Genomic DNA, 23,237 nt, shown 5'->3' on the forward strand with positions numbered 1-23,237 from the left:
GGGCGGAGGCGCGGGTGCGGGGCTGGCTCGAGCGGCGCCTGGCGGGCTACCCGCTCCAGCTCCTGCTGGGCACCCCCTCGCTGCACGCCTCGCTGATCGAGGGCGGCCAGGAGCTCTCCAGCTACCCCGCCTCCTGCAAGCTCGCCCTCGAGCGCCGCACCGTCCCCGGCGAGAGCGCCGAGAACGTCGAGCGCGAGGTGGAGGAGGTGCTGAAGCGCCTCGCCGCCGAAGACCCCGCCTTCCGCTACCGCCTGCGGAGGGGGCTCGAGCGCCGCCCCCACGAGTTCCCCGAGTCCGAGCCCATCCTGGGCCTGCTGCGGGCCAAGGCGCGGGCGGAACTCGGCCACGAGCCCGAGGTCAGGGGCCTCCCCTTCTGGACCGACTGCGCGGTGCTCTCCACCGCCGGCATCCCCACGCTGCTCTTCGGGCCGCGCGGGGCCGGGGCGCACGCGGCGGAGGAGTGGGTGGACCTGGACTCGGTGGAGCACTGCGCCCGCGTCTACCTCGAGACCGCCCGCGAGTTCTGCGCTTGAGAAGACGTCGATAGTCGGTAGCTGATAGTCGATGGCCGAAGCGTTTTGCGTCTTGCGTTTGGCGTCTCGCGTACGACGTACGACCCACACCACCGCGCATTGGGCGATCAGCTACCGGCGACTCCCGCAGCGAGTCCATTGGAGGAACCATGAGTTCAAGAATCTCCCTTCAAGCCATCGAGGCCGCCAGCCGCAGCATTGACCCCGTGTTCCTGAACTCGCCGCAGTTCTTGGCCGAGTCCCTCTCGGCGGAGTTGGGGGTCGAGGTGGTGGTCAAGGTGGAAACCGTCAACCCCATCCGCTCCTTCAAGGGCCGGGGCGCCGACTGCTTCATGCAGCGGCACGTGGGGGCCAAGGGCCCCGCGCCGGTGGTCTGCGCCTCGGCGGGGAACTTCGGGCAGGGGATGGCCTACGCGGCCCGCAAGCACGGGGTGCCGCTCACGGTCTTCGCCTCCGTCAACGCCAATGCGCTCAAGCTCGAGCGCATGCGCGCGCTGGGCGCCGGGCTGCGGCTGGAGGGGGAGGACTTCGACGCCGCCAAACTGGCGGCCAAGGCCTACGCCGCCCACGTCGGCGCGGTCTTCGTGGAGGACAGCCGCGACGTGGAGCCCACCATCGGGGCGGGGACCATCGGCCTCGAGCTGTTGCGCTACCCCCAGCCCCTCGACGCGCTGCTGGTGCCGCTGGGCAACGGGGCGCTGCTGGCGGGGGTCGGGCACTGGGTCAAGGCCCATCGCCCCGAGGTGGCGGTGATCGGGGTGTGCGCGGCGGGGGCCCCGGCCATGGAGCAGTCCTGGCGCAGCGGCCGCCTGGTTACCCACGAGCGCATCCACACCGTCGCCGACGGCATCGGCGTGCGGCTGCCGGTGCCGGAGGCCCTCGAGGACCTGCGGGGCGTGGTGGACGACGTCTTGCTGGTCGAGGACGCGGTGACGCTGGAGGCCATGCGCCGGCTGCACCGCCACCTGGGGCTGGTGGTCGAGCCCTCCGGCGCGGTGGGGGTGGGGGCCTTGCTGGCCCACGGCGAGCGTTTCCGGGGCCGGCGGGTCGCGACGGTGCTGTGCGGGGGCAACCTCACGCCGCAGCAGGTCAGGGAATGGCTGGGATGAGCCGCGCCCCCCGCCGCGCCGACGTGTACGCGCTGCTGCTCGAGCAGATCCTCGAGGCCGCCCTCCCCCCCGGCGGCCGCGTGGTGGAGTCGCGCCTGGCCGAAGAGCTGGGCGTCAGCCGCACCCCGCTGCGCGAGGCGCTGTTCCGGCTCGAGCGCGAGGGCTTCGTGCGCCACGACCTGGCGCGGGGCTTCAGCGTGCAGCCCTTGAGCGAGCAGGAGGTGGAGGAGGTCTACCCCATGCTCTGGACCCTCGAGGGGCTGGCCCTGCGCTCCAGCGGCGCCCTGGTGGCGTCGGTGCTGCCCGAGCTCGAGCGCCACAACCAGGCCCTCGCCCAGGCCGCCCAGGACCAGGCCCGCCGGCTCGACGCCCTCTGGCACCGCACCCTCCTCTCCCGCTGCCCCAACCAGCGCCTGCTGGGCACGCTCGAGGGCCTGCGCCGCACCGTGCAGCGCTACGAGCGCCTCTACATGCAAGACCCCAGCCTCATCGCCCTCTCGGTCGGGCAGCACCGCGAGGTCGCCGGGGCGCTGCGCCAGGGGGATGTGGACAAGGCTGTGGATAAACTGGCGGCCAACTGGCGCTTCGGGATGGAGGCGGTGCTGCTGAAGCTGCGGCAAGGAATATGAACGGGGTGTATAGGGTCGAGGGTCGATAGCCGGGCGCGGGTCGTGCGTCGTACGCCGTACGTCGTACGCTGTACGCGGGGCGCCTTGTCACCCCCCTTAGCAAGGGGGGCTGGGGGGGATAAACCCTCCCCGCCCGCGGGGAGGGACGGGGGCGGGGCAACCACGAGCCACGAGCTGACGGCTGCTAGCTCTTCACCGGCTCCGCACCACCAGCACGGGCCGGTTGGTGCGGTGCAGCACGCCTTCGGTCACCGAGCCCAGCAGAAGCTTGTCGAGGCCGGTGCGGCCGTGGGTGCCCATCACCAGAAGGTCGTAGTTCTTGGCCTCGTCCACGATGGTGGCGGTGGCGTTGCCCTCGCGCAGCTTGCCGCTGGAGGGCACCCCGGCCTCCTTAGCCAGCTTCTCGGCCTCGCTAAGCGCGGTTTGGCCCGCGGTCTTGAGGTCCTGGACGAGCTCTTGGACGTAGGCGCCGCTCTCGGGGGCCATCCACAGGCCGGTGGGGTTCTCCAGCACGTACAAGAAGGTGACCTCCGCGCCCAGGGTCTTGGCGACCTCGAGGCCCTCCCGGATCGCCGCCAGGCTGCAGGCGCTTCCGTCGGTCGGCATGAGCACGCGTTTGTACATGTTCCCTCCTCCTGGAGCCTATAGAGGCTCCTCGCCGGGGCTCCCTTTGTGTTCTGAGTGTAGAGCGGAAGGTCGGTGACGAATGTACCAGGAATTATGAAAAGGCCTGTCAGACTGAACGAGGTATGACCTTTCAGGAGATGCTCGCCAGCATTGTCGCCCAGGGTGCGTCGGATCTGCACCTGCACGTGGGATTGCCGCCCATGGTCCGTATCCACGGCCGGCTGACCCCCCTAGGCCAGACCAAGCTCCCGCCCCAGTACACCGCCTCGCTGGTGGACGTGCTGTGCACCCCGCAGCACAAGCAGCGTTTCGAGGAGCGGCACCAGGTGGACCTGGCCTACAGCCTGCCCGGGGTGGCCCGTTTCCGCGTCAACCTCTTCAAGCAGCGAGGCTCCATCAGCGTGGTGATGCGCGTGATCAACTCCGACGAGGAGAAGCTGAAGATGTGCGCGCTCACCCAGGAGAGCCTGGACTTCTTCTCCAACCAGGAGAAGGGGCTGGTGCTCGTCACCGGGCCTACGGGCTCGGGCAAGTCCACGACGCTGGCGCGCATCCTCGAGGAGATCAACACCCGCCACGCGGAGATGATCGTCACCATCGAGGACCCCATCGAGTACCTCTTCAAGCCCAAGCGCTCGATCATCGTGCAGCGCGAGCTCGGCAGCGACACCCTGGGCTTCCACGAGGCCCTCGTCGCGGCCATGCGCCAGGACCCCGACACCATCATGATCGGGGAGATCCGCGACCACGAGACCGCGGCGGCGGCGCTCGAGGCCGCCCAGACCGGCCACCTGGTCTTCTCCACCATGCACACCCAGGACTCGGTGCGCACCATCAACCGCCTGCTCGACCTCTTCCCCCCGCACGAGCGCGACGTGGCCCGCATCCTCTTCGCCGAGAGCCTGGTGGGCATCATCTCGCAGAAGCTTCTGCCCCGCATGGGCGGCGGCCGGGTCGCGGCGATGGAGATCCTCAAGGGCACGCTGCGCATCCGCGACATGATCAAAGACCCCGAGCGCACCTCCCAGATCTACGAGGCCATCCGCGAGTCGCGCCTCGACGGCATGCAGACCTTCGACGACCACCTCGCCGACCTCTACCGCGACGGGCTCATCGACTACGAGACCGGCATGGTCAACGCCACCAGCCGCCAGCACTTCAAGGTGCAGGCCATGAAGATCGACCAGGAGCGGGGGACCTCGACGCCGAGCCTGGGGTTGACGCAGATCTTCTGACGTCGATAGTTGAGCGCCGAACGCTAAACGCCAAACGCTAAATGCCAGTCGTACGTCCTACGTCGTACGTCGTACGCAAAACGCAAGACGCGAAACACCTTTCGTAGGGGCGGGCCCCCGTGCCCGCCCCGCCTCTGGCCCCCGCTATCGACCATCGACGTATTGCGTATTGCGTATTGCGTTAAGCGTTCGACGTTGGGCGTTCGACCATCGACCTCTTCAACCCTGCGTGAAGCGCACCAGGCGCTCGAGCAGCTCCAGCCCCGCGCCGCTGTCGAGCACCTCCTGGGCCAGGGCGACGCCCTGGGCGATGCTGGGGGTCTTGCCGGTGATGTAGAAGGCCGCCCCGGCGGTGAGGGCTACGGCGTCGCGGCGGGGGCCGCGCTCCTGGCCGCAGAGGATGGCGCGGGCGGTGACGGCGTTCTCCTGGGGGGTGCCGCCGGTGATCTGGTCGTAGGTGGCGCTGGGCAGGCCCACCTCGCCGGGGGCGAGGCTGTAGCGGCGCACCGAGCCGTTGTGGAGCTCGGCGAGCTGGTTGTTCCACAGCCCGAAGTCGTCGAGGCCGTCGCCGTGGACCACCAGCGCGGCCTCGGCGCCCAGCTTGCGCGCGGCGTTGGCGAAGGTCTCGAGCAGCGCCGGGGTGTACACCCCCAGCACGTAGTGGCTGGCGTAGGCGGGGTTGGTGAGCGGGCCCAGGATGTTGAACACCGTGCGCACGCCCAGCTCGGCGCGCACCGGGGCCACGTGGCGCATGGCGGGGTGGTGGTTGCGGGCGAAGAGGAAGCCGATGCCCAGCGCCTCGATCCCCTCGGCCACCCGCTCCACCGGGGTGTCGAGCCGCACGCCCAGGGCCTCGAGCAGGTCGAAGGACCCCGAGCGCGAGGAGGCCAATCGGTTGCCGTGCTTGGCGACGGCCACGCCGCCCGCCGCCACCACGAAGCAGGAGGTCGTGGAGATGTTGAAGGCGTCGGGGGCGATGCCCCCCGTGCCCACGACGTCCACCAGCGGCTTGCGCGAGACCCGGATCGTCACCGCCGCCTCGCGCATCCCCTCGGCGAAGCCGGTGATCTCCTCGAGCGTCTCCCCCCGCACCCGCAGGGCCACCAGCACGCCGGCCATCTGCGCCGGGGTCAGCTCGCCCGCCATGATGCGGCCCATCAGGGCGCGGGCTTCTTCCCGGGATAAAGGCTCACCGGATAGGGCTTTCTTCAGTACGTCCATAGCTCTCCCGACAGGGCTCAGGCCTGCTGGCCGCTCGGCGGCGGGTCGTAGCGCGTCTCCCAGGCACCCCAGGCGTAGGCCAGCTCGTAGTCGCCGGTGTAGCCCAGCAGGCCCTTCATCCAGGGCAGGGTGGTCATCTTGAGCACGAGCTGCGCCGGGTGCACGCCCAGCTCGAGCGCCAGCTTGGGGTCTTTGTGGTAGCGGGCGATGCGGGCGGCCTGGGCCCCGGCCTGGCGGGCCTTGAGCAGGTCGCGGGCGGGGGTGGGGCCGAGGTGACGCGCCTGGGCCTGGGGCAGGTAGCGCAGCGGGATCCCGGCCCTCGCCAGCCGGTAGCCGAACTCGAGGTCCTCCCCGCCGTAGCCCTCGAGCCACTCCGCGAAGCCCCCGACCCGCTCGAAGAGGGCGCGCGGCATCCCCAGCGCGACCCCGTTGACGTTGTTGAAGCCCACCCGGCCGAAGCGCAGGGCCGGCTTCCAGGCGTGGCCCTCCCGGAAGCGGAAGCCGCCCAGGTAGACCGCGGCCTCGCGGGCGAAGGCCTGGCGGAAGGCCTCGAGCCAGCCCGGCTCGGGCACCACGTCGTCGTCGGAGAAGATCAGGTGCTCGCCCTTGGCGGCGGCGGCCCCCCGGTTGCGCTTGTGCCCGGCGCTGCCGGCCTGGGGGTCGTGAATTGTACGCAGAGGGTAAGGCGGCTTGTACGCGTCGAGGAAGGCGTAGGGGTGCGGCGTGCTGCCGACGAGGACGACCTCGAGCTCGCCCTGCCCCTCGAGGGCGCGGAGCTTGGCCTCGAGCAGTTCCCGCCGGTCCTCGACGGGGTGGAGGGGGACGATGACGGAGATCATGGCTGATAGCTTAATAACCTTGGCTCATGGCCGATAGCCCATAGCTGATCGCGTTGGCTACCGGCATATCTCCAGGAAGTTCGCCAGCATCTGCTTGCCGCCTTCGGTCAGCACCGACTCGGGGTGGAACTGCACCCCGAAGGTGGGGTAGTCGCGGTGGCGCAGGCCCATCACCGTGCGGCCTACCGGCTCGTCCACCCAGGCGTTGGCCTGCAGCTCCTCGGGCAGGTCTTCCACCACCAGCGAGTGGTAGCGGGTGGCGGTGAAGGGGGTGGGCAAGTGGGCGAACACCCCGCTGCCGTCGTGCTCGATGGGGCTGGTCTTGCCGTGCACGATCAGCCGGTGCCGCACCACCCGCGCCCCGAAGGCCTCCCCGATGCTCTGGTGGCCCAGGCACACGCCCAGGATGGGGTACTCGGGCGCGTAGCGCCGGATCAGCGGCACCGAGAGCCCGGCCTCCTTGGGCGTGCAGGGGCCGGGAGAGACCACGATGCCGTCGGGGTCGAAGGCGGCGACGTCCTCGAGCGCGAAGCGGTCGTTGCGCCACACCGTGAGTTCCGCGCCCAGCTCGCCCAGGTACTGCACCAGGTTGTAGGTGAAGGAGTCGTAGTTGTCGATCATCAGGATCCGCTTCATGCCGCCCCTCCCAGGTAGTCCAGGTGCATGCGCTCCTTGACCCGCGCCAGGACTCCCCGCGCGACGGCCCGCGCCTTGCGGGTGCCCTCCATCAGGATCTCCAGCACCTCGCCGGGGCGGGCCTCGAGCTCCGCCCGCCTCGCCCGCAGGGGCCCTAAGAAGGCGTTGGCCCCACCCGCCAGCTCGCGCTTGCAGGCCACGCAGCCCCGCGCCCCCGAGCGGCACTCCGTAGCGATGGAAGCCAGCTTTTCCCGGCTGAACAGCCCGTGGTACTCGAACACCGTGCACACCTCCGGCCGGCCAGGGTCGCCCAGGCGCTGCTTCTGCGGGTCGGTGAGGGCGCCGGCCACCTTTCGGGCGGTCTGCTCGGGCGGGTCGCAGAGGAAGAGGGCGTTGCCCAGGCTCTTGCCCATCTTGGCGTCGCCGTCGAGCCCCCGGACGCGGGCGGTGTCGAGCACGCGGGCCTGGGGCTCCTTGAGGGTGGGGCCGTAGATGCGGTTGAACCTGCGCACGATCTCGCGGGTCTGCTCGAGCTGGGGCAACTGGTCGTCGCCCACCGGCACTAAGTCGGCGTCGAAGGCGGTGATGTCGGCGGCCTGCGAGACGGGGTAGCCCAGGAAGCCGTAGGTGACCGAATCCCCGAACAGCGCGCGCTTCTGCGCGATCTCGGTCTTGACGGTGGGGTTTTGCTGGAGCCTGGCGACCGTCACCAGGTTGCCGTAGAACACCGTCAGCTCGGCGATCTCGGGGATCAGCGACTGGATGAACAGCGTCGAGCGCCGGGGGTCTAAGCCGCTGGCGATGACGTCGTAGGCCACCTCGAGCACCATCGCCCGCACCTTCTGCGGCTGGTGGAAGTTGTCGGTGAGGGCCTGCACGTCGGCGATCATGACGAAGGTCTCGAAGTGGTCCTGGAGTTCGGCGGTCTGGCGGAGCATGCCGAAGTAGTGGCCCACGTGGAGGTGGCCGGTGGGGCGGATGCCGGTCAGGACGCGCCGCATGCCGGCCCCCTCGCGTGCCTCGGGGCCCGCCGTAGGGACGACGCGCGCGTCGTCCCTACGGACCCCGCGAACCTGGCGCTCATAAGCCCTCCTCGGCCATCTGAACGGCCCTCAACATGGCCTTGGCCTTGCTCAGGCACTCCTGGTACTCGCTGGTGGGGTTGGAGTCGTAGACCACCCCCGCCCCGGCCTGGATGTGGATCTGCTCGTTGGCTACCACGATGGTGCGCAGCGTCAGGGCCACGTCCATGTGGCCGTCGTAGGCCACGTAGCCGAAGCTGCCGCCGTAGGCGCCGCGGCGGGAGGGCTCGAGCTCCTCGATGATCTCCATGGCCCGGATCTTGGGGGCCCCCGAGACCGTGCCCATCGGCAGCACCGAGGCCAGGGCGTCGAGGGGGCTCATGTCCTCGCGCAGCTCGCCCTCCACGGTCGAGACGATGTGCATGACGTGCGAGTAGTTCTCCACGCTCATGAGCTGGGTGGGGCGCACGGTGCCGTAGCGGCAGACCCGGCCCAGGTCGTTGCGGGAGAGGTCCACGAGCATGACGTGCTCGGCCCGCTCCTTCTCGTCGGAGAGGAGCTCGGCGGCGAGGGCCTGGTCTTCGGCGGCGTCCTGACCCCGGCGGCGGGTGCCGGCGATGGGGCGGGTGACCACCTTGCGCCCGTCGGAGCGCAGCAGGCTCTCGGGGCTGCACGAGACCAGCGTGACCTCGCCGAGCTCGAGGAAGCCCATGTAAGGGCTGGGGTTGACCGAGCGCAGCGCCCGGTAGACGGCGAAGGGGTGCACGTTCAGGGGCGCCGACATGCGCAGGCTGGGCACCACCTGGAAGACGTCGCCCGCGCGGATGTACTCGAGTGCTTTCTCCACCATGGCCTCGTACTCGGCCTGCGTGACGTTGTGGCTGAACTCCAGCCGCCGCCCGGCCCGCTCGCCGGGCACCCCGGGCATGGGGCCGCCCAGCTTCTTCTCGGCCCAGGCGATGCGCTCCAGGGCGTCGGCCCTCGAGGCCGCGTCCCCCTCCTCCGCCGGGGCGACGAGGTGCATCTGCTGCTTGAACTGGTCGAAGACCACCAGCACCTCGGGCTCGACGAAGAGCAGGTCGGGGATGCCCAGCAGGTCGGGCTTGAGCGCGGGCAGCTTCTCGTAGTGGCGGATGAGGTCGTAGGCGGCGTAGCCCACCGCGCCGCCCCAGAAGATGGGCAGGTCGGGGTCGGGCCGGGTGGGGCGGTGGACGGCCCCGTAGAGCGTGCGCAGGGGGTCGGTGGCCGCGACCGCCTCGCCGTTGATCGTCATCACCCCGTCCTTGAGCCGGAAGGTGCGCCGCGCCCCGATGCCCACGAAGCTCCAGCGGGCCCAGGCTTTGCCCCCCTCCACCGACTCGAGCAAGAAGCTCGGGGTGGTCTTCTCCGAGAGCTTGAGGTAGGCCGAGACGGGGGTCTCGAGGTCGGCCAGCAGCGTCTTCTTCACCGGAACGGTGGGTCTAGTCTGCTCCATCGTGCGCATCTGTGCTCCCTTCGCCAAATAAAAAAAGCCCCTAGGTCGAAACGCCCTAGGGGTACGAAGCTCTACCGTCCCAGGGCTACCTAGGCCACCACCAACCCTTCACGGTAAGAGCGCGTACCATTTGCATCCGAGTGTAGGCGCTCGGCCCGGATTGTGCAAGGGCCGCTCAGGAACCGGCCGCCGGCCGGGCCAGTTCCGCGGGCTCGGCGTACTTCTCGGCCTGCATCCGCCACAGCTCGGCGTACTCCCCGCCCAGCGCCATGAGCTGCTCGTGGCTGCCCTCCTCGATCAAGCGGCCCTGCTTGAGCACCAGGATGCGGTCGGCCATGCGCACGCTCGCCAGGCGGTGGGTGATGAGCAGGGTGGTGCGGCCGCGGGCCATCGCGGCGAAGCGCTCGTAGATGGCCGACTCCGAGCGGGGGTCGAGCGCGGCGGTGGGCTCGTCGAGGATGAGCACCTGGGCGTCGCGGAAGAGCGCCCGGGCGATGGCGAGCTTCTGCCACTGGCCCCCGGACAGCTCCGTCCCGTCGAACTCCTTGCCCAGCCGGGTGTCGAGGCCCTGCGGCAGCTCGTCCACCACGCGCTCGAAGCCCGCCTGGAGGACGGCCCGCTCGAGCCGCCCCAGGTCGCGGGCGTGCTCGAGGCCCGCCAGGGTGACGTTCTCCCGCACGGTGTAGGCGTAGCGCCCGAAGTCCTGGAACACCGCCCCCGCCCGGCGACGCCACTCCCGCAGGTCCAGCTCGCGCAGGTCGATCCCGCCGACGAGGACGCGGCCCTCGCTCACGTCGTAAAAGCGCAGCAGCAGCTTGACCAGCGTGGTCTTGCCCGCGCCGTTCTCGCCCACCAGCGCCACCGTCTCGCCGGGCCGGACGCGGAAGCTGACGCCCTCGAGCGCCGCCCGGCCGTCGGGGTAGCGGAAGGACACGTTCTCGAAGGCGATCTCGGGCGTGAGGGCGGGCAGGGGCCTGGGGCGCTCGGGGTGGCGCACCTGGGGCTCGACGGCGAGGAAGTCGAGGTACTTCTCGAAGAAGGCGAGGTGCTGGCCCGCGAGCAGGCCGAACATGTCGATGATCTCGAGCACGGTGCTCTGGGCCCGGGCGAGGCCCTGCACCACCACCACCAGCGCCCCCACGCCCAGGTTGCCCTGCTGGGCCTGCCAGGCGGTCCAGGCGAAGGCCGAGCCGCCCCCGGCGATGGAGAGCAGGGTGTGGGGCAGCACCTTGAAGGCCTGGTCGTTGCGGCTCTTGCGCAGGGTGCGGTGGTAGGCCTGGAAGCTTTGCAGGTAGCGGCCCTGCAGCCACTCGAGCAGCCCGTACAGCCGCACCTCGTGGGCGAAGGCGTGGCTGAGGGCGACCCGCTGGTCGTAGGCCATGGCCCTGGCCTCGGGGGTGCTCTGGACCATGGCGTTCCAACCGGCCCGGCGCAGCCGGTAGGTCACGAGCGCCTGGGGCAGCGACCCCGCCAGCACCAGCAGCGGCACCCACCAGCCCAGCGCCAGCAGCACCGCCGCCAGGCTCAGCAGCGTGGTGAACCCGCGCAGCAGGTAGGCCAGCGTGACCAGCAGGTTCATCGGGCGGTAGGGGGCCTGGCTTTGCAGCACGTTGAGGTCGTCGTAGAAGCGGGCGTCCTCGAGCACCTCCAGCCCCGCCAGGTCGCGCGACTTGTCCATCAGCCGCAGGTTGATGTGGGCGGTGCACTTGTCGGAGGCGTTGCCCTGGAGCACCTGGGCGACGGGCGCGACCACCGCCCCCACCGCCAGGGCGAGCACCCACAAGAAGGTGAGCTCCCCGATCGAAGCCTCCTGCCCCTGCGCCAGCGCCACCACCCCGTCCACGGTCAGCTTGGTGAGGTAGAGCGTGGCCGCGGGGATGACCCCCTGCACCACCTGCAGCAGCGCGTAGAGCCCGACCTCCAGCCGCGCCGCCCGCCACAGCTCGAGGGTGGACCTGAAAAGAACCTGCTGCTGCTTCCTGAGTTCGCTACGCCGGGTTTTCGCCGCCATGGGTTCTGCCACCATAGCATAATTTGCTGGAGTTAGTTTTTAATTCAGGCACCGCCGGCCCGCACCATTCCGCCGGAGGCCCGTCCTGTCGCCAATTCCTCCGATGACCATTAATACCCCGCCTCATTCCATACAATGGGTTTGGCCCGCGTGACCGTGGCGTGAAGCGGCGGGAGATTTCTCGGACTGGACAGGCGTAGCGAGCGGCCGGCGGCGGGATGGCAGGGCAGGAAGAACCTTATTGGAGGGGACACCAAGCGCTATGGACACCACCAGGCTTTCGGAGGAACTGCTGCGGCTAGGGGAGGAGTTTCGCGCGGGCAAGCTCACCCCGCAGGAATACCACGAGGCCAAGAAGCGCCTGCTGCTGGCCCCGGAGAACGCCCGTCTGCTCGAGCCTCCGCCCCCCGCCAGGCCGCTGGGCCCCGAAGCGCCCCACGCGGCGCAGGCGGTGCTCGAGCCGCCCCCGCTCACGGCGGTGGCCCCGCCCCGGCTGCAGTACCACCGCTTCACCTTCACCGGCTCGGCGGGGGAGTTCTTCCGCATCTGGGTCGTCAACCTCTTCCTGAGCGTGGTGACGCTGGGGATTTATTACGCCTGGGCCAAGGTGCGGGCACGGCAGTACTTCTACAGCCACACCTTCCTGGCCGGGCACCCCTTCGAGTACCTGGCCGAGCCCGTCCACGTGCTCAAGGGCCACCTGATCGTGGGGGGCGGGCTGCTGGCGTACTACCTGCTGCAGTACTTCGCCCCCGAGGCCAGCCTGCTCCTGATGGTGCTGGGCTTCGTGTTGCTGCCGTGGCTGCTGTACCAGTCGCTGCGCTTCACGGCCTACAACTCGGCCTACCGCAACATCCGCTTCCGCTTCCACGGCACGCTGGGCCAGAGCTACCTGAGCTACTTCCTGCTGCCCCTGCTCACGCCCCTCACGCTGGGCCTGCTGGTGCCCTACGTGCGCTGGCGCCAGCGGCAGTACGTCTTCGGCAACGCCGCTTTGGGGGCTACCCGGGCGCAGTTCGGCGGGGAGGTGGGGGCTTTTTACGCGACCTACGTCGTCGCCGCGCTGATGGGCCTGGGCGTGTACGCGCTGTTCGCGGTGGTCCTCTTCGCCTCGGGCGGGCTGGCGGTCCTGGGCGGCGACTTCGGCCCGCTGGTCACGGGCTCCGTGTTCGGCGGCCTCTTCCTGGGGTACTTGGTGCTGGTGCTGGGCATGCTGGCGGTGCAGCAGCACATCTACGCCAGCCTCGCCAACCACACCTGGCAGAAGACCGCGCTGGGCAAGCTGCGCTTCGTGAGCAACCTCCGGACCCGGGACCTGGTCTGGCTGAGCGTCAGCAACTTCCTGGCGATCGTCTTCACGCTGGGGCTGGCGATCCCCTGGGCCAAGGTGCGCTACACCAAGCACGTCCTCGAGCGCCTGGCCGTGGTGAGCTACGGCGACCTCGAGGAGTTCACCGCCGCCGCGGGCAGGGTGCGCGAGGGCAGCGTGGGCGAGGCCGCCGCCGACTTCTTCAACATCGACGTGGGGCTTTAGGGCAGGATGGAGCCGATGAGCGACCTCGAGTTCGGGGCTTTCTACTTCGACGGCAGGAGCTCGCGGGCCCACCCCGTGCGGGTGCGCTTCGACGGCCGCCGCCTGCGGGTGGCGGGGGAGGGGGTGAGCCTGGAGCCCCTCATCGAGCACTGCCGCGTCAACCCCCCGCTGGGGCAGGCCCGGCGGGTGATCCGGCTGCCCGAGGAGGGCCGCCTGGAGACCGACGACCGCCAGGCGGTGGAGCGGCTGGAGGCCCGGCTCGGCCTCAACCGGGGCCTGACCTGGGTGCACCGCCTCGAGGCGCAGTGGAGGCTGGTGGTGGCCTGCATGGCGGGCCTGGTGCTCTTTAGCTGGGCCTTCGTGCGCTGGGGCCTGCCCTTCCTGGCCGCCCAGGCCGCCTTCGCCACCCCGGTCGCCGTGACCGAGCCCATCAGCCGGCAAGCCCTCAAGGTCCTCGACGAGCAATTCCTCGAGCCCTCCAAGCTCCCCCCCGCCCGCCGGCGCGAGCTCGAGGCCGCCTTCGCCCGCGTCGCGGGCGACGTGGGCGGGGGGTATAGCTACCGGCTCGAGTTCCGCAGCTCCCCCAAGCTGGGCCCCAACGCCTTCGCCCTGCCCTCGGGCGTCGTCGTCTTCACCGACGGCCTGGTGCACCTGGCCCAGGACGACCGCGAGCTCGTGGGCGTGATGGCCCACGAAGTGGGCCACGTAATTCACCGCCACAGCCTCCGCCAGCTCTACCAGGGCCTGGGCGTGTTCGTGATGGTCTCGATCCTGGTGGGCGACGTGACCTCGGTGACCTCGCTGGGCGCCTCGCTGCCCGCGGTGCTGGTCAACAACGGCTACTCCCGCGGCTTCGAGCTCGAGGCCGACCGCACCGCCGGGGCCTACCTGCTGCGCCACTACGGCACCACCAGACCCCTACAAAACGTCCTCCACCGCCTCGCCCAGGCCCACGACGCCTCCCTCCCCGACCTCCTCTCCACCCACCCCGCGACACCGGAGCGCATGGAGCGGTTGCGGAGGATGGAGGAGGGAACGGGAAACGGGAAGCGATAAGCCCTCAGCTATCAGCCGCCGGCGGTCAGCCCGTAGCCTGTGGCCCTCCCCGCAGTCGGGGAGGGTTTATCCCCCCTGGCCCCTCACGTTTCGGGTCTCGCGTTTTGCGTTTTGCGTCCGGCGTACGACGTAAGACGTACGACCCGCGCCCGGCGTCCGGCTATCAGCTATCAGCGCTCGGCGTTAGGCGTTCACCCCTAACCCGCGTACGTCAACCACGCCTCGTACTTGGGGTTCTGCCCCTGCACGGCCTCGAGGTACGCCTTGCGCAGGCGCATGGTGTGCTCGCCCGCGACGCCCTGGCCGATGGGACGGCGGTCGAGGAAGGAGACGGGGGTGACCTCGGCGGCGGTGCCGACCATGAACACCTCGTCGGCCATGTAGAGCTGGTCACGGGTGGCGCGCACCTCGCGCACCTCGTAGCCCAGGTCGCGGGCGATGGTCATGACCGAGTCGCGGGTGATGCCCATGAGGTTGACGCCGTGCTCGACGGCGTAGAGGGTGCCGCCGCGCAGGAAGAAGATGTTCTCGCCCGAGCCCTCGGCCACGTAGCCCTCCTTGTCGAGCAGCAGGGCCTCGTCGGCCCCGGCGTGGTGGGCCTCGATGCGGGCGAGGGCGCTGTTGACGTAGTTGCCCCCGATCTTGGCCTTGCCGGGGAAGACGTTGGCGGGGAAGCGGGCCCAGCTCGAGGTCACCAGCTTCGCGCCCTTGCGCACGGCCTCGTCGCCCAGGTAGGTGCCCCACTCCCAGGCCGCGATCATCACCTCGGCGGGGTTGTTGGGCAGGGGGTTGACGCCCAGGCTGCCGGCCCCCATCCAGGCCAGCGGCCGGATGTAGCAGCTCTTGTAGCCGTTCTCGCGCACGACCTGCAAGATCCCCTCCCGCACGGCCTGGGGGGTGAAGGGGATCTCCATCATCATGACCTTGGCCGAGTGGAACAGCCGCTCGACGTGCTCGTCGAGGCGGAAGACCGCCGGGCCCTTGGGGGTCTCGTAGGCCCGGATGCCCTCGAAGACGCTGGTGCCGTAGTGCAGGGCGTGGGTCAGCACGCTGACCTTGGCCTCCTCCTGGGGCACCAATTGGCCGTTGAACCAGATCAGGCCCGCCTTCATCCGGGTCTCGCCGCCGTACGACTTGGGTTTGATCTCGGTGGACATCGTTCCTCCATGTGCCAGCCTATCGCGGCCCTGGCGCAGCCGATGCCCCGATCATACTTCTTTCAGCAGCGACTGTAGCGTTTCGGGCAGCAGGTGACGATAAGCCGTCACATCCTTCTGGCCCGTCTGGAGCTGCAGGAAGCGCCGGGCGGTGTCCTGGAGCATGGGCAGGAGCTGGGGCTCGCGCACCACCTGCGGCAGCAGCTCGCGCAGCTGGGCCTCGAGGTCGCGCCCGGCCAGGTAGCGCGCGGCCAGCAGCATCTCCCCGTCGAGGCGGCCGCTCAGGGGGCGGCGGGTCAGGCGGCGGGCCTCCTTCTCGATGAGGGGGTCTTTGAGCATCCGCTGGCAGCTCTTGCAGGGGTTCTCCGGGCTGGGGGAGCCGCAGACGACGCAGGGGGGGTGCGGGCTGGCCTTCTGCCGCCGCACCACGGCCCGGGCGGCCTTGTAGATGGCGCCCTGCAGGGCCTCGGGCATCTGCTGGGCCAGCGCCCGCAGGCGGTCCTCCTCCTCCGAGGAGAGCGCGGGCAGGGGCACGATCTCGGGCTGGGCCTTCTTCTGGCCCTTGCTGGGCCGCCCCACGCTGAAGCGCAGCTCGTGCACCGCGCCCGGCAGCTTCTCGCGGTAGCGCCGCAGGAACTCCTCGCGCATGTAGGTGAGCTGGTGGCCCACCACCGAGTCGCAGACGCGCACGTAGAGCACGCCGTCTTCCAGCCGCTCGGCTTCGGTTAGCTGGCTGAGGCTCTCGCCCGCGATCTCGGGCCACAACGCCAGCGCCGCGCCGCGCTTGAAGCCGGACTCGAGGCCGTGCTGCTTGAGGGCCTGCCCTAAGAGGTCGCTGATGCGTCGAGGCTTGCCCACGGCTCCATAGTCTACCGGCCGGCCGCCCCTTTCCAGCGCCGCGCCCGGATGGATTAAGACGGCCGGCCATCGCCGGTTTATTGAAACATTTGGTTATTCGAATATACTAATTCACATGCCTTCTGCCCTGCACCGCTTCAAGGCCGAGTTCTTCAAAGCCCTGGGCCACCCCGTGCGCCTCGCCGTCCTCGACGCGCTGCGCGAGGGCGAGAAGAGCGTGGGCCGGCTGGTGGAGGAGCTGGGCCTCGAGCAGCCCAGCCTCTCCCAGCAGCTCGGCGTCCTGCGCCAGCGCGGCTTCGTGGAGGCCCGCAAGGAGGGCACCAGCGTCTACTACCGCACCGCCGACCCCGACGTGTACGCCTTCCTCGACCTCGGGCGCGCCATCTTCGAGCGCCAGCTCGCCCAGTCGGGGGCCCTGCTGGCGCAGATCCGGGAAGAGGCCGGCGCTTGATGGCCGAGAAGAGCCCGCCCTGGGCCGGCAGCCTGGCCCTGCTCAACCCGCTCGAGGCCTGGCGCAGGGAGCTGCGCGACTACAGCCTGGGCAAGTTCCAGCAGGACCTGCTGGCCGGGCTCACCGTGGGGGTGGTGGCCCTGCCGCTGGCCCTGGCCTTCGGCGGCTCGCGCTACAACATCACCGGGCCCACCGGGGCCATGACCGTGGTGCTGCTGCCCATCGTCGCGCAGTACGGCGTGGACAAGGTCTTTCTGGTGGGGATCATGGCCGGCCTCCTCCTGCTGGCCTCCGGGCTGCTGCGGCTGGGCCGCCTGGTGAGCCTGATCCCCTACCCCGTGGTCACCGGCTTCACCAACGGCATCGCCGTCGTGATCTTCCTGCAGCAGGTCCCCGCGCTGCTGGGGGTGCCTACCCCCAAGGGCGAGCACGTCCTGGGCGTGACGTGGGAGGCGCTGCGGGCCTACCTCCAGCAGCCCCAACTCGCCACCGTCCTCCTGACCCTGCTCACCGTCGCGATCGTCGTGGCGTGGGGCCGCTACGCCAGGCGCGTCCCCGGCAGCATCGTGGCCCTCGCCGCGGTGACGCTGGCGAGCCTGGCGTTCCCGGAGGTCCCGCGCGTCGGGGACATCCCCGCCACGCTCCCCGCGCCGCGCCTGCCGGAGTGGAGCCTCAGCGACGTCAGCAAGCTCTTCAGCCCGGCCCTGGCGGTGGCGCTGCTGGCGGGGATCGAGAGCCTGCTCTCGGCGGTGGTGGCCGACAGCATGACCGTCCGCGAGAAGCACGACCCCGACCGCGAGCTCATCGGCTCGGGCCTAGCCAACCTCGTGGCCCCGCTCTTCGGCGGGATCCCGGCCACCGGGGCCATCGCCCGCACCGCCGTCAACGTGCGCTCGGGCGGCCAGACCCGGCTCGCGGGCATCCTGCACGCGCTGTTTCTGCTGCTGGTGGTGCTCTCGCTGGGCCCTTTGGCCCGGGGGATCCCCCTGGCGGCCTTGGCGGGCATCTTGATGGTCACGGCGGCGCGGATGGTGGAGTGGGAGGCGGTGCGGGCCATCCTGCGCTCGACCAAGAGCGACCTCAGCACCATGCTCGTGACCATGGGCGTGACGGTGGCCTTCGACCTGGTGCTGGCTATCGAGGCGGGGCTGGTGCTGGCCGGGGTCCTCTTCATCCAGCGCATGAAGAACACCCTCAGCGTCGAGCCGATGGACCTCAGCCCCTCGGTGCCCGCCCACCTGGCCGTAGACCACGACCTGCTGCGCGAGCGGGTGGTGGCCTTCCGGGTGGAGGGGCCGCTGTTCTTCGCGGCCGCCGGGGAGTTCATCCAGAGCCTGACCCAGGTCAAGGACGTGGACGTGCTGATCCTGAGGATGCGCCGGGTCAAGGTCATCGACGCCAGCGGGGCCAACGCCCTCCAGACGATGAAAGAAGCCCTCGAGCGCAAGGGCGTGAAGTTCCTGGTCTCGGGCTTGCAGCCGCAGCCGAGGGCGGTGCTCGAGCGCATGGGGCTCCTCGACGAGGTCACCGCCCACGGCCGCCACCTCTTCGAGACCACCGACGCCGCCATCGCCCACGCCTGGAGCCACGTCGAGCGCAACCGCCCGGCGCGGGCCGGCGGCGCCTGAATAGAATCAGGCGTGACGGAGTTGAGCCCCCTCCACTGGTTCCTCGTCGCCCTGGCCGCGCTGATCGTGGGGGCCTCCAAGACCGGCCTTCCCGGCGGGGTGACGCTGGCGGTGGCCCTCTTCGCCCAGGTCTTCCCGGCCCGCGAGTCCACGGGCGCTTTGTTGCCGGTGCTGATCTGCGCCGACGTGCTGGCGGTGTGGCTGCTGCACCAGCGCCCCGACTGGCGCCTGCTGCTGCGCCTGTTCCCCTGGACCGCCTTGGGCGTGCTGCTGGGCTGGGGGCTGCTGGGCCGCATCGACGACGCCGGGCTGCGGCTGGTGATCGGCGTGCTGATCGTGGGCATGACGCTCTACCAGCTCGCCCAGCGCTTCTGGGGGCGCCCGGCCGCCCCCGCCCCCTCCGGCGCCTCCGTGCTGTTCACCGCCGGCATGGGCACGGCGGCGGGCGTCACCACCATGATCGCCAACGCGGCGGGGCCCTTCATGGCCTTCTACCTGCTGGCGATGCGGATGGGGAAGCTCGAGTTCGTGGTGGTCAACGCCTGGTTCTTCCTGGCGGTCAACAGCTTCAAGGTGCCCTTCGCCGCCGGCTTAGGCCTCATCACCTGGGACTCCCTGCGCTTCAACCTGCTGCTGGTGCCGCTGGTGCTGGCGGGGGCGGTGCTGGGCCGCTGGATGCTGCGCCGCACCCCCCAGCGGGCCTTCGAGCTGATGGTGCTGTGGCTGGCGCTGGTCGGCGGGCTGCGCCTGCTGCTGCCTGCGTAGAGCGGTTCCTGTGTTTTCCCTACACGGCTATCGGCCATCAGCCACCGGCGGCCTACCCCTCAGCCCCACACCCCCGCCTCGATGGGGATCATCCGGCCCATGCTGGGCGCCTCGAGCCCCGCCAGGATGGCCTGGGGCAGGCTCTCGGCGTAGTTGAGCAGCGCCTGGCGGCGGCGGGCGTCGAGCTCGGTGTGCCACTCGTCCACCAAGAGCAGCGGGGCCTCGTCGTGGTGGGCCCACAGCAGGCGGTGCTCCGCCAGGCGCAACGCCAGGGTGATGCTGCGGGCCTCGCCGCGGCTGGCGTACTTGCCGGCCTCGAGGCCCCCCAGCAGGATGTTGAGGTCGTCGCGGTGGGGGCCCACCGAGGTCACGCCGCGCTGGAGGTCGTCCTGCAGGCCGCTCTCCAGGGCCTGCAGGAAGTGGGCGGGGTCCACAGTCTCGAAGAGCTCGAGGGCGAGCTCGCCGGGGGCGAGCTCGGCGTAGGCGTCACGGGCCAGCGGCTTGAGCTTGCCCAGGATGCGGCGGCGCAGGTTGAGGATCTCGCTGCCGTACTTGACGAGCTCCTGGTTCCACACCCCGATCCCCGCCCCGCCCATCTTCAAGAGGGCGTTGCGCTGCTGCAGGGCGCGGTTGTACTGCGAGAGGATGGCGCGGTAGCGGGCCGAGAAGCGCGAGAGCAGGAGGTCGAGGAAGCGGCGGCGCTCCTCGGGGGCGCCCAGGACGAGCTCGAGGTCGTCCGGGCCCAGCAGCACCGCCCCGGGGAGCTGCGCCAGCTCGCGCAGGCTGGCCGAGGACTCGTTGAGGTAGACCTCGCGCCCGCCCTGCGAGAGCCGGGTCTCGAGGCGGCTGGAGCCGAAGGTGGTCTCCACCTCCGCCAGCAGCCGGGCCTCGCCCTGCCCGAAGCGCACCCGCTCCATCATGCCGTTCTTCAGCTCGCCGCCCAAGGCCAGGAAGATGGCCTCGAGGAGGTTGGTCTTCCCCTGCGCGTTCCCCCCCACCAGCGTGGACAGCCCCGGCCCCGGCGCGAACTCGGCAGTCACCAGATTGCGAAAGTTGCTCTGCCGCAACCGCAAAAGACGCACGAGCTACAGGCTAAACGCAAACGGCCAAACGCTCAATGACGAAGGATGCTTTTGGGCGGAGATGGGCCAGTGGCTAGTAGCGTGTGGCTCGCGGCTCGTCGAGGGTATAGGGTCGAGGCGTACGACGTAGGACGTACGACCCGTATCAGACGCACAACCCGCCCCCCAGCGCCGGCGTTCGACAATCACCGGCTGTTAGAATGGCCTCGCTATGAACCTCAAGGCGTTGCCCGTTGGCAAGAAAGCTCCCGAGATCGTCCACATGGTCATCGAGATCCCCCGGGGCTCGACCAACAAGTACGAGTACGACCCCGACCTCGGCGTGATCAAGCTCGACCGGGTGCTGCCTACCGCACAGTCCTACCCCGGCGACTACGGCTTCATCCCCTCCACCCTGGCCGAAGACGGCGACCCCCTCGACGGCGTGATCCTCTCCACCTACCCCCTGCTCCCGGGCGTGGTGGTGGACGTGCGCATCATCGGCATGGTGGACATGCAGGACGAGAAGGGCGGCGACGCCAAGATTTTGGGCGTGGTGGCCGAAGACCCCCGCTGGGACCACATCAAAGACCTCGCCGACGTGCCCGAGGCCACCAAGGCCGAGATCCAGAACTTCTTCGAGACCTACAAGGCGCTCGAGGCCCACAAGGGCAAGTGGGTCAAGGTCACGGGCTGGGAAGGCCGCGACCGGGCCATGGCCGAAGTGCAGGCGTGCATCGAGCGGTATAAGGGTGGCGATAGCCGATAGCTGAACGCGGGGCGGGCGTCTTATACCGGCTTCACAAAGATACTCTTCAAATCCGTCAGAGGTACATCTTTGTGAAGCCCAGGGCACTCCCTTCGGTCGGGGTGGATAGCCTCCCGATGGGAGACGATCCACCCAAACCTGGTATTACGCCGTACGCGAAACGCGAGACGCATGTCCTACGTCGTACGCCGTACGCCCTGGGCCTAGACCCTCGACCCCCGACGAGCCGCAAGCCGCCCCGCCACCCGCCATGCCTGCAGTGGCGGGGCGGCTTGCGCTACTCCCTCTTCTTGGAGAGCGCTTTGGCCTCGGCGATCCAGGCTTCGGCGTCCACCTTGACCCGCGCCTGCACGATCTGCAGGAGCCTGGCGGGCTTGAGCTTGGCGAGCTGGGCGAAGGTGAGCACGCCGGCTTCGTAGAGGCGCTTCTGGTAGGTGGGGCCGATGCCCTTGATCCGGGTGAAGACGTCGCGGGCTGTGGGCTCGAGCTCCGCGGTTCCGGCTTCAGGCTCGGCCTTGGCCTCGGACGGCTTCGCCTTGCCGGCGGGCGCCTTAGCGCGGGTTCCGGTGACGCCGCTCGCCGAAGATGGAATGGCCTCAGCCAATTGGGTCATTTTTTTTTCGCCAAGCCCGGCAGGGGGTTCGCCGGGCTCCTGGGCCTCGGACTCGTAGACCACGGGCGGGGGCTCGTCTTCTTGCAGGGTGTTGCGCAGGCTCTGGTAGTCGGGGAGTCTGCCGTAGGCGGCCTTGTTGGCGGCACGGCGGGCCATGCGGGCGGGGTAGGTGGCCTCGAGCAGCTCCGCGACCAGGTTCTTCGCGCTCACGTCCTGGTCGCCGGCGGCGTAGAGGCTGGGGTCGGCCTCGGGGAAGGGGTTGTCGAGGGCCTCGAGCTCGGCCAGGCGGCCGATGTCGATGCGGTCGTCGCGCAGCATCTGGTAGATCTCGGCGAAGCGGGCGGCGTGGTCCTCGTAGCGCTCGCGGGCGTACTCGACCGCCTGGCCGGTGTCGATGAGGAAGGGCCAGTCGGAGGACTCCAGCAGCAACAGCTCGCGCATGAGCTGGCGCAGGGCGCGGCGCTTGCCGTTCTGGTCGCGGCCGAAGCGCTGCACGGCGGCGACCATCTGGTGCTCGGCGCGGTAGACCAGCCGCCAGAAGTCGTGGGTCTCGCGGTTGAGCCACACGTCGTGGTGGCCGCCGCGCCCCCAGCTCCCCTCGGGCAGCGCGGTGCGCACGGCCTTGCCGCGCACGGCCTCGCGGGCGGTCATGGCCTTGACGGCCTTGGAGCGGGCGAGCTCGCGGAAGACGGCCTCGAGCCAGGCCGGGCCCTCGTACCACCAGTGGCCGAAGAGCTCGGCGTCGTAGGCCGCGCAGATCACCCCGTCGGGGTGCTTGTGGGCCAGCCCCTCGACCACGCCCACGAAGTGGCGGGCGTGCTCCTTGGTGCGCTTGAAGGCCTCGTCGGGGTAGTAGGGCTCCTTCTCGCCCAGGCCCGCCTTGCGGTGGGTGACGCGGTGGTGGTGCAGGCCGGAGATGGGGTCCTTGCGGTGGAACTCGCGGTAGGCCCCGTCGCCGGGGTAGCCGTAGTCGGCGCTCCACACCTGCAGCGCGGTCTCCTGGTTGCGGGCCATCACCCGCAGGCCCGACTCGAGCTCGTGCACCTGGTAGACCGCGTCGCTCGACTCGACGAGCTCGACGGGCTCGAGCTGCCCGTACGGCCCGATCTGGGGCGACAGGCTCTGCCCGCCCTGCACGAGGTGGGCGTCCACGAAGGTGTAGCGGATGCCGGCCTTGTACAGCAGCTCGTCCACCCCGGCCCGCATCCCCGGCTTGGCCCCCTCGACCGGGGGCTGCCAGTGGCCTTTGGGGCGGTAGGCCATCTCGGGCATCCAGTAGCCGGTGGCCTCGCGGCGGTAGTGGCGGCGGTAGGCGTCGGTCCCGGTCTTGATCTGGCCCCACAGCGCGGTGTCCGAGCCCAGCAGCGGCGAGTAGCCGTGGGTGGCCGAGGAGGTGATGACCTCGATCTGGCCCCGCTCCTGGGCCCGGGCGAAGAAGCCCACCACGTCGCCGCCCAGGCGCTGGTAGTGCTCGTAGGTCTCCTGCCAGTACGCCGCCTGGTGGGCCGCCGAGGCCGCGAGGTCGGTGGCCTGGTAGCGCGCCAGGTCGTCCTCGGCCCGCACCAGCCGGTCCTGGCAGTACTGCAGGAAGCCCTCCTTGACCTTGGCGTCGGCGAGCTGCTCGGTGAGGATCGGCGTGAGGCCGATGGTCATGGGGGCCGCAACGCGGTCGGCCTCGAGGCGCTCCAACATCCGGGCGAGGGGCAGGTACACCTCGGCGATGGCTTCGTACAGCGTCTCCTCGCCGAAGGGCCACATCCCGTGCGCGCGCACGTACGGGAGGTGGGAGTGCAGGACCAACACGAACCGCGTCATAGCCCCAGCATTCTACCCTTAAGACTTCTCATGGAAGCATTTCTACGACTGTCGCACAAAGTACGACCAGGACTATAGTCACGGGCCGGGCCCGCCCCCGCCCCGGGCGGAGCAAGCCTTAATGCACCACGGTGCCCGCCCCGGCCAGGGCCCGCCGGATGGGCTGCTCGAGCCGCGCGTCGCCGAAGATGACC

The 23,237-nt window shown here is 70.0% G+C and carries 21 protein-coding genes; 10 read left to right on the forward strand and 11 right to left on the reverse strand.

Features of this window, described 5'->3' with window-relative positions; genetic code table 11:
* The 3 genes from Mterra_RS06645 to Mterra_RS06655 form a co-directional block, all read left to right on the forward strand.
* Window positions 1-533, forward strand: a 533-nt coding sequence (locus Mterra_RS06645; protein ID WP_119314474.1) for a M20/M25/M40 family metallo-hydrolase, incomplete at its 5' end; no start/stop codon positions are given.
* 149 nt (window positions 534-682) lie between these two features.
* Complete coding sequence (locus Mterra_RS06650; protein WP_119314475.1) at window positions 683-1,642, forward strand: threonine ammonia-lyase; 960 nt, start codon at window positions 683-685, stop codon at window positions 1,640-1,642.
* Window positions 1,639-2,271, forward strand: coding sequence for a GntR family transcriptional regulator (locus tag Mterra_RS06655; RefSeq protein WP_170159575.1), 633 nt, complete (start codon window positions 1,639-1,641; stop codon window positions 2,269-2,271). The genes Mterra_RS06650 and Mterra_RS06655 overlap by 4 nt, the downstream gene beginning before the upstream one ends.
* A gap of 192 nt (window positions 2,272-2,463) precedes the next feature.
* Here the strand turns inward: Mterra_RS06655 and Mterra_RS06660 are convergent, their stop codons facing one another.
* Complete coding sequence (locus Mterra_RS06660; protein WP_119314477.1) at window positions 2,464-2,895, reverse strand: universal stress protein; 432 nt, start codon at window positions 2,893-2,895, stop codon at window positions 2,464-2,466.
* Between the two features lie 125 nt (window positions 2,896-3,020).
* Between Mterra_RS06660 and Mterra_RS06665 the strand changes: the two genes are divergently transcribed.
* Window positions 3,021-4,133, forward strand: a complete 1,113-nt coding sequence (locus Mterra_RS06665; RefSeq protein ID WP_119314478.1) for a type IV pilus twitching motility protein PilT — start codon at window positions 3,021-3,023, stop codon at window positions 4,131-4,133.
* A gap of 219 nt (window positions 4,134-4,352) precedes the next feature.
* On the opposite strand, the gene trpD is transcribed toward Mterra_RS06665, so the two are convergent.
* From trpD to Mterra_RS06695, 6 genes are all read right to left on the reverse strand, one after another.
* A complete protein-coding gene (gene trpD / locus Mterra_RS06670) occupies window positions 4,353-5,354 on the reverse strand; it encodes an anthranilate phosphoribosyltransferase (protein WP_119314479.1) in 1,002 nt (333 codons plus the stop codon).
* 17 nt (window positions 5,355-5,371) lie between these two features.
* A complete protein-coding gene (locus Mterra_RS06675) occupies window positions 5,372-6,193 on the reverse strand; it encodes a glycosyltransferase family 2 protein (protein ID WP_119314480.1) in 822 nt (273 codons plus the stop codon).
* Between the two features lie 57 nt (window positions 6,194-6,250).
* Window positions 6,251-6,829 carry an anthranilate synthase component II gene (locus tag Mterra_RS06680; protein ID WP_119314481.1) on the reverse strand — a complete coding sequence of 193 codons (579 nt, stop codon included), beginning with the start codon at window positions 6,827-6,829 and terminating at the stop codon, window positions 6,251-6,253.
* Window positions 6,826-7,830: a tryptophan--tRNA ligase gene (gene trpS, locus Mterra_RS06685; protein ID WP_119314482.1), complete on the reverse strand. Its 1,005-nt coding sequence runs from the start codon at window positions 7,828-7,830 to the stop codon at window positions 6,826-6,828. The genes Mterra_RS06680 and trpS overlap by 4 nt, the downstream gene beginning before the upstream one ends.
* Window positions 7,831-7,909: 79 nt before the next feature.
* On the reverse strand, window positions 7,910-9,325 hold the full coding sequence (trpE, locus tag Mterra_RS06690) for an anthranilate synthase component I (RefSeq protein ID WP_119314483.1): 1,416 nt from the start codon (window positions 9,323-9,325) through the stop codon (window positions 7,910-7,912).
* A gap of 175 nt (window positions 9,326-9,500) precedes the next feature.
* On the reverse strand, window positions 9,501-11,336 hold the full coding sequence (locus Mterra_RS06695) for an ABC transporter ATP-binding protein (protein ID WP_119314484.1): 1,836 nt from the start codon (window positions 11,334-11,336) through the stop codon (window positions 9,501-9,503).
* 262 nt (window positions 11,337-11,598) lie between these two features.
* Between Mterra_RS06695 and Mterra_RS06700 the strand changes: the two genes are divergently transcribed.
* Together Mterra_RS06700 and Mterra_RS06705 are read left to right on the forward strand one after the other, a co-directional pair.
* Window positions 11,599-12,870 carry a YjgN family protein gene (locus Mterra_RS06700; protein ID WP_119314485.1) on the forward strand — a complete coding sequence of 424 codons (1,272 nt, stop codon included), beginning with the start codon at window positions 11,599-11,601 and terminating at the stop codon, window positions 12,868-12,870.
* 6 nt (window positions 12,871-12,876) lie between these two features.
* On the forward strand, window positions 12,877-13,926 hold the full coding sequence (locus Mterra_RS06705; protein WP_218022893.1) for a M48 family metallopeptidase: 1,050 nt from the start codon (window positions 12,877-12,879) through the stop codon (window positions 13,924-13,926).
* Between the two features lie 197 nt (window positions 13,927-14,123).
* Here Mterra_RS06705 and Mterra_RS06710 read toward each other — a convergent pair whose 3' ends face one another.
* Window positions 14,124-15,083 carry a branched-chain amino acid transaminase gene (locus Mterra_RS06710; protein ID WP_119314486.1) on the reverse strand — a complete coding sequence of 320 codons (960 nt, stop codon included), beginning with the start codon at window positions 15,081-15,083 and terminating at the stop codon, window positions 14,124-14,126.
* 51 nt (window positions 15,084-15,134) lie between these two features.
* The gene (locus Mterra_RS06715) at window positions 15,135-15,941 is read right to left on the reverse strand and encodes a DciA family protein (protein ID WP_119314487.1); all 807 of its coding nucleotides are present in this window, start codon (window positions 15,939-15,941) and stop codon (window positions 15,135-15,137) included.
* Between the two features lie 115 nt (window positions 15,942-16,056).
* On the opposite strand from Mterra_RS06715, the gene Mterra_RS06720 reads away from it, so the two are divergent.
* The 3 genes from Mterra_RS06720 to Mterra_RS06730 are packed head-to-tail and all read left to right on the forward strand — an operon-like array spanning window position 16,057 to window position 18,785.
* Window positions 16,057-16,392: an ArsR/SmtB family transcription factor gene (locus Mterra_RS06720; protein ID WP_119314488.1), complete on the forward strand. Its 336-nt coding sequence runs from the start codon at window positions 16,057-16,059 to the stop codon at window positions 16,390-16,392.
* Window positions 16,392-18,020 carry a SulP family inorganic anion transporter gene (locus Mterra_RS06725; RefSeq protein ID WP_119314489.1) on the forward strand — a complete coding sequence of 543 codons (1,629 nt, stop codon included), beginning with the start codon at window positions 16,392-16,394 and terminating at the stop codon, window positions 18,018-18,020. Before Mterra_RS06720 ends, Mterra_RS06725 begins: the two co-directional genes overlap by 1 nt.
* A 12-nt stretch (window positions 18,021-18,032) precedes the next feature.
* Window positions 18,033-18,785 carry a sulfite exporter TauE/SafE family protein gene (locus tag Mterra_RS06730; RefSeq protein WP_119314490.1) on the forward strand — a complete coding sequence of 251 codons (753 nt, stop codon included), beginning with the start codon at window positions 18,033-18,035 and terminating at the stop codon, window positions 18,783-18,785.
* Window positions 18,786-18,844: 59 nt separating this feature from the next.
* Here Mterra_RS06730 and recF read toward each other — a convergent pair whose 3' ends face one another.
* Window positions 18,845-19,867 carry a DNA replication/repair protein RecF gene (recF, locus tag Mterra_RS06735; protein ID WP_119314491.1) on the reverse strand — a complete coding sequence of 341 codons (1,023 nt, stop codon included), beginning with the start codon at window positions 19,865-19,867 and terminating at the stop codon, window positions 18,845-18,847.
* A 211-nt stretch (window positions 19,868-20,078) separates the two neighbouring features.
* On the opposite strand from recF, the gene Mterra_RS06740 reads away from it, so the two are divergent.
* Window positions 20,079-20,615 carry an inorganic diphosphatase gene (locus Mterra_RS06740; RefSeq protein WP_119314492.1) on the forward strand — a complete coding sequence of 179 codons (537 nt, stop codon included), beginning with the start codon at window positions 20,079-20,081 and terminating at the stop codon, window positions 20,613-20,615.
* Between the two features lie 277 nt (window positions 20,616-20,892).
* Here the strand turns inward: Mterra_RS06740 and Mterra_RS06745 are convergent, their stop codons facing one another.
* Window positions 20,893-23,043: a 1,4-alpha-glucan branching protein gene (locus Mterra_RS06745; protein WP_119314493.1), complete on the reverse strand. Its 2,151-nt coding sequence runs from the start codon at window positions 23,041-23,043 to the stop codon at window positions 20,893-20,895.
* Between the last annotated feature and the right edge of the window lie 194 nt (window positions 23,044-23,237).

It is taken from the genome of Calidithermus terrae (assembly GCF_003574345.1).
Lineage (GTDB): Bacteria > Deinococcota > Deinococci > Deinococcales > Thermaceae > Calidithermus > Calidithermus chliarophilus.

What these genes read in the sequence shown, in the direction of transcription:
- Mterra_RS06720 (WP_119314488.1), top strand. Translation starts at nt 16,057, where the DNA reads ATGCCTTCTGCCCTGCACCGCTTCAAGGCCGAGTTCTTCAAAGCCCTG.
- Mterra_RS06745 (WP_119314493.1), bottom strand. Translation starts at nt 23,043, where the DNA reads ATGACGCGGTTCGTGTTGGTCCTGCACTCCCACCTCCCGTACGTGCGC.
- Mterra_RS06695 (WP_119314484.1), bottom strand. Translation starts at nt 11,336, where the DNA reads ATGGCGGCGAAAACCCGGCGTAGCGAACTCAGGAAGCAGCAGCAGGTT.
- Mterra_RS06655 (WP_170159575.1), top strand. Translation starts at nt 1,639, where the DNA reads ATGAGCCGCGCCCCCCGCCGCGCCGACGTGTACGCGCTGCTGCTCGAG.
- Mterra_RS06650 (WP_119314475.1), top strand. Translation starts at nt 683, where the DNA reads ATGAGTTCAAGAATCTCCCTTCAAGCCATCGAGGCCGCCAGCCGCAGC.
- Mterra_RS06740 (WP_119314492.1), top strand. Translation starts at nt 20,079, where the DNA reads ATGAACCTCAAGGCGTTGCCCGTTGGCAAGAAAGCTCCCGAGATCGTC.
- trpD (WP_119314479.1), bottom strand. Translation starts at nt 5,354, where the DNA reads ATGGACGTACTGAAGAAAGCCCTATCCGGTGAGCCTTTATCCCGGGAA.
- Mterra_RS06680 (WP_119314481.1), bottom strand. Translation starts at nt 6,829, where the DNA reads ATGAAGCGGATCCTGATGATCGACAACTACGACTCCTTCACCTACAAC.
- Mterra_RS06675 (WP_119314480.1), bottom strand. Translation starts at nt 6,193, where the DNA reads ATGATCTCCGTCATCGTCCCCCTCCACCCCGTCGAGGACCGGCGGGAA.
- trpS (WP_119314482.1), bottom strand. Translation starts at nt 7,830, where the DNA reads ATGCGGCGCGTCCTGACCGGCATCCGCCCCACCGGCCACCTCCACGTG.
- Mterra_RS06710 (WP_119314486.1), bottom strand. Translation starts at nt 15,083, where the DNA reads ATGTCCACCGAGATCAAACCCAAGTCGTACGGCGGCGAGACCCGGATG.
- Mterra_RS06700 (WP_119314485.1), top strand. Translation starts at nt 11,599, where the DNA reads ATGGACACCACCAGGCTTTCGGAGGAACTGCTGCGGCTAGGGGAGGAG.
- Mterra_RS06705 (WP_218022893.1), top strand. Translation starts at nt 12,877, where the DNA reads ATGGAGCCGATGAGCGACCTCGAGTTCGGGGCTTTCTACTTCGACGGC.
- Mterra_RS06725 (WP_119314489.1), top strand. Translation starts at nt 16,392, where the DNA reads ATGGCCGAGAAGAGCCCGCCCTGGGCCGGCAGCCTGGCCCTGCTCAAC.
- trpE (WP_119314483.1), bottom strand. Translation starts at nt 9,325, where the DNA reads ATGGAGCAGACTAGACCCACCGTTCCGGTGAAGAAGACGCTGCTGGCC.
- Mterra_RS06665 (WP_119314478.1), top strand. Translation starts at nt 3,021, where the DNA reads ATGACCTTTCAGGAGATGCTCGCCAGCATTGTCGCCCAGGGTGCGTCG.
- Mterra_RS06660 (WP_119314477.1), bottom strand. Translation starts at nt 2,895, where the DNA reads ATGTACAAACGCGTGCTCATGCCGACCGACGGAAGCGCCTGCAGCCTG.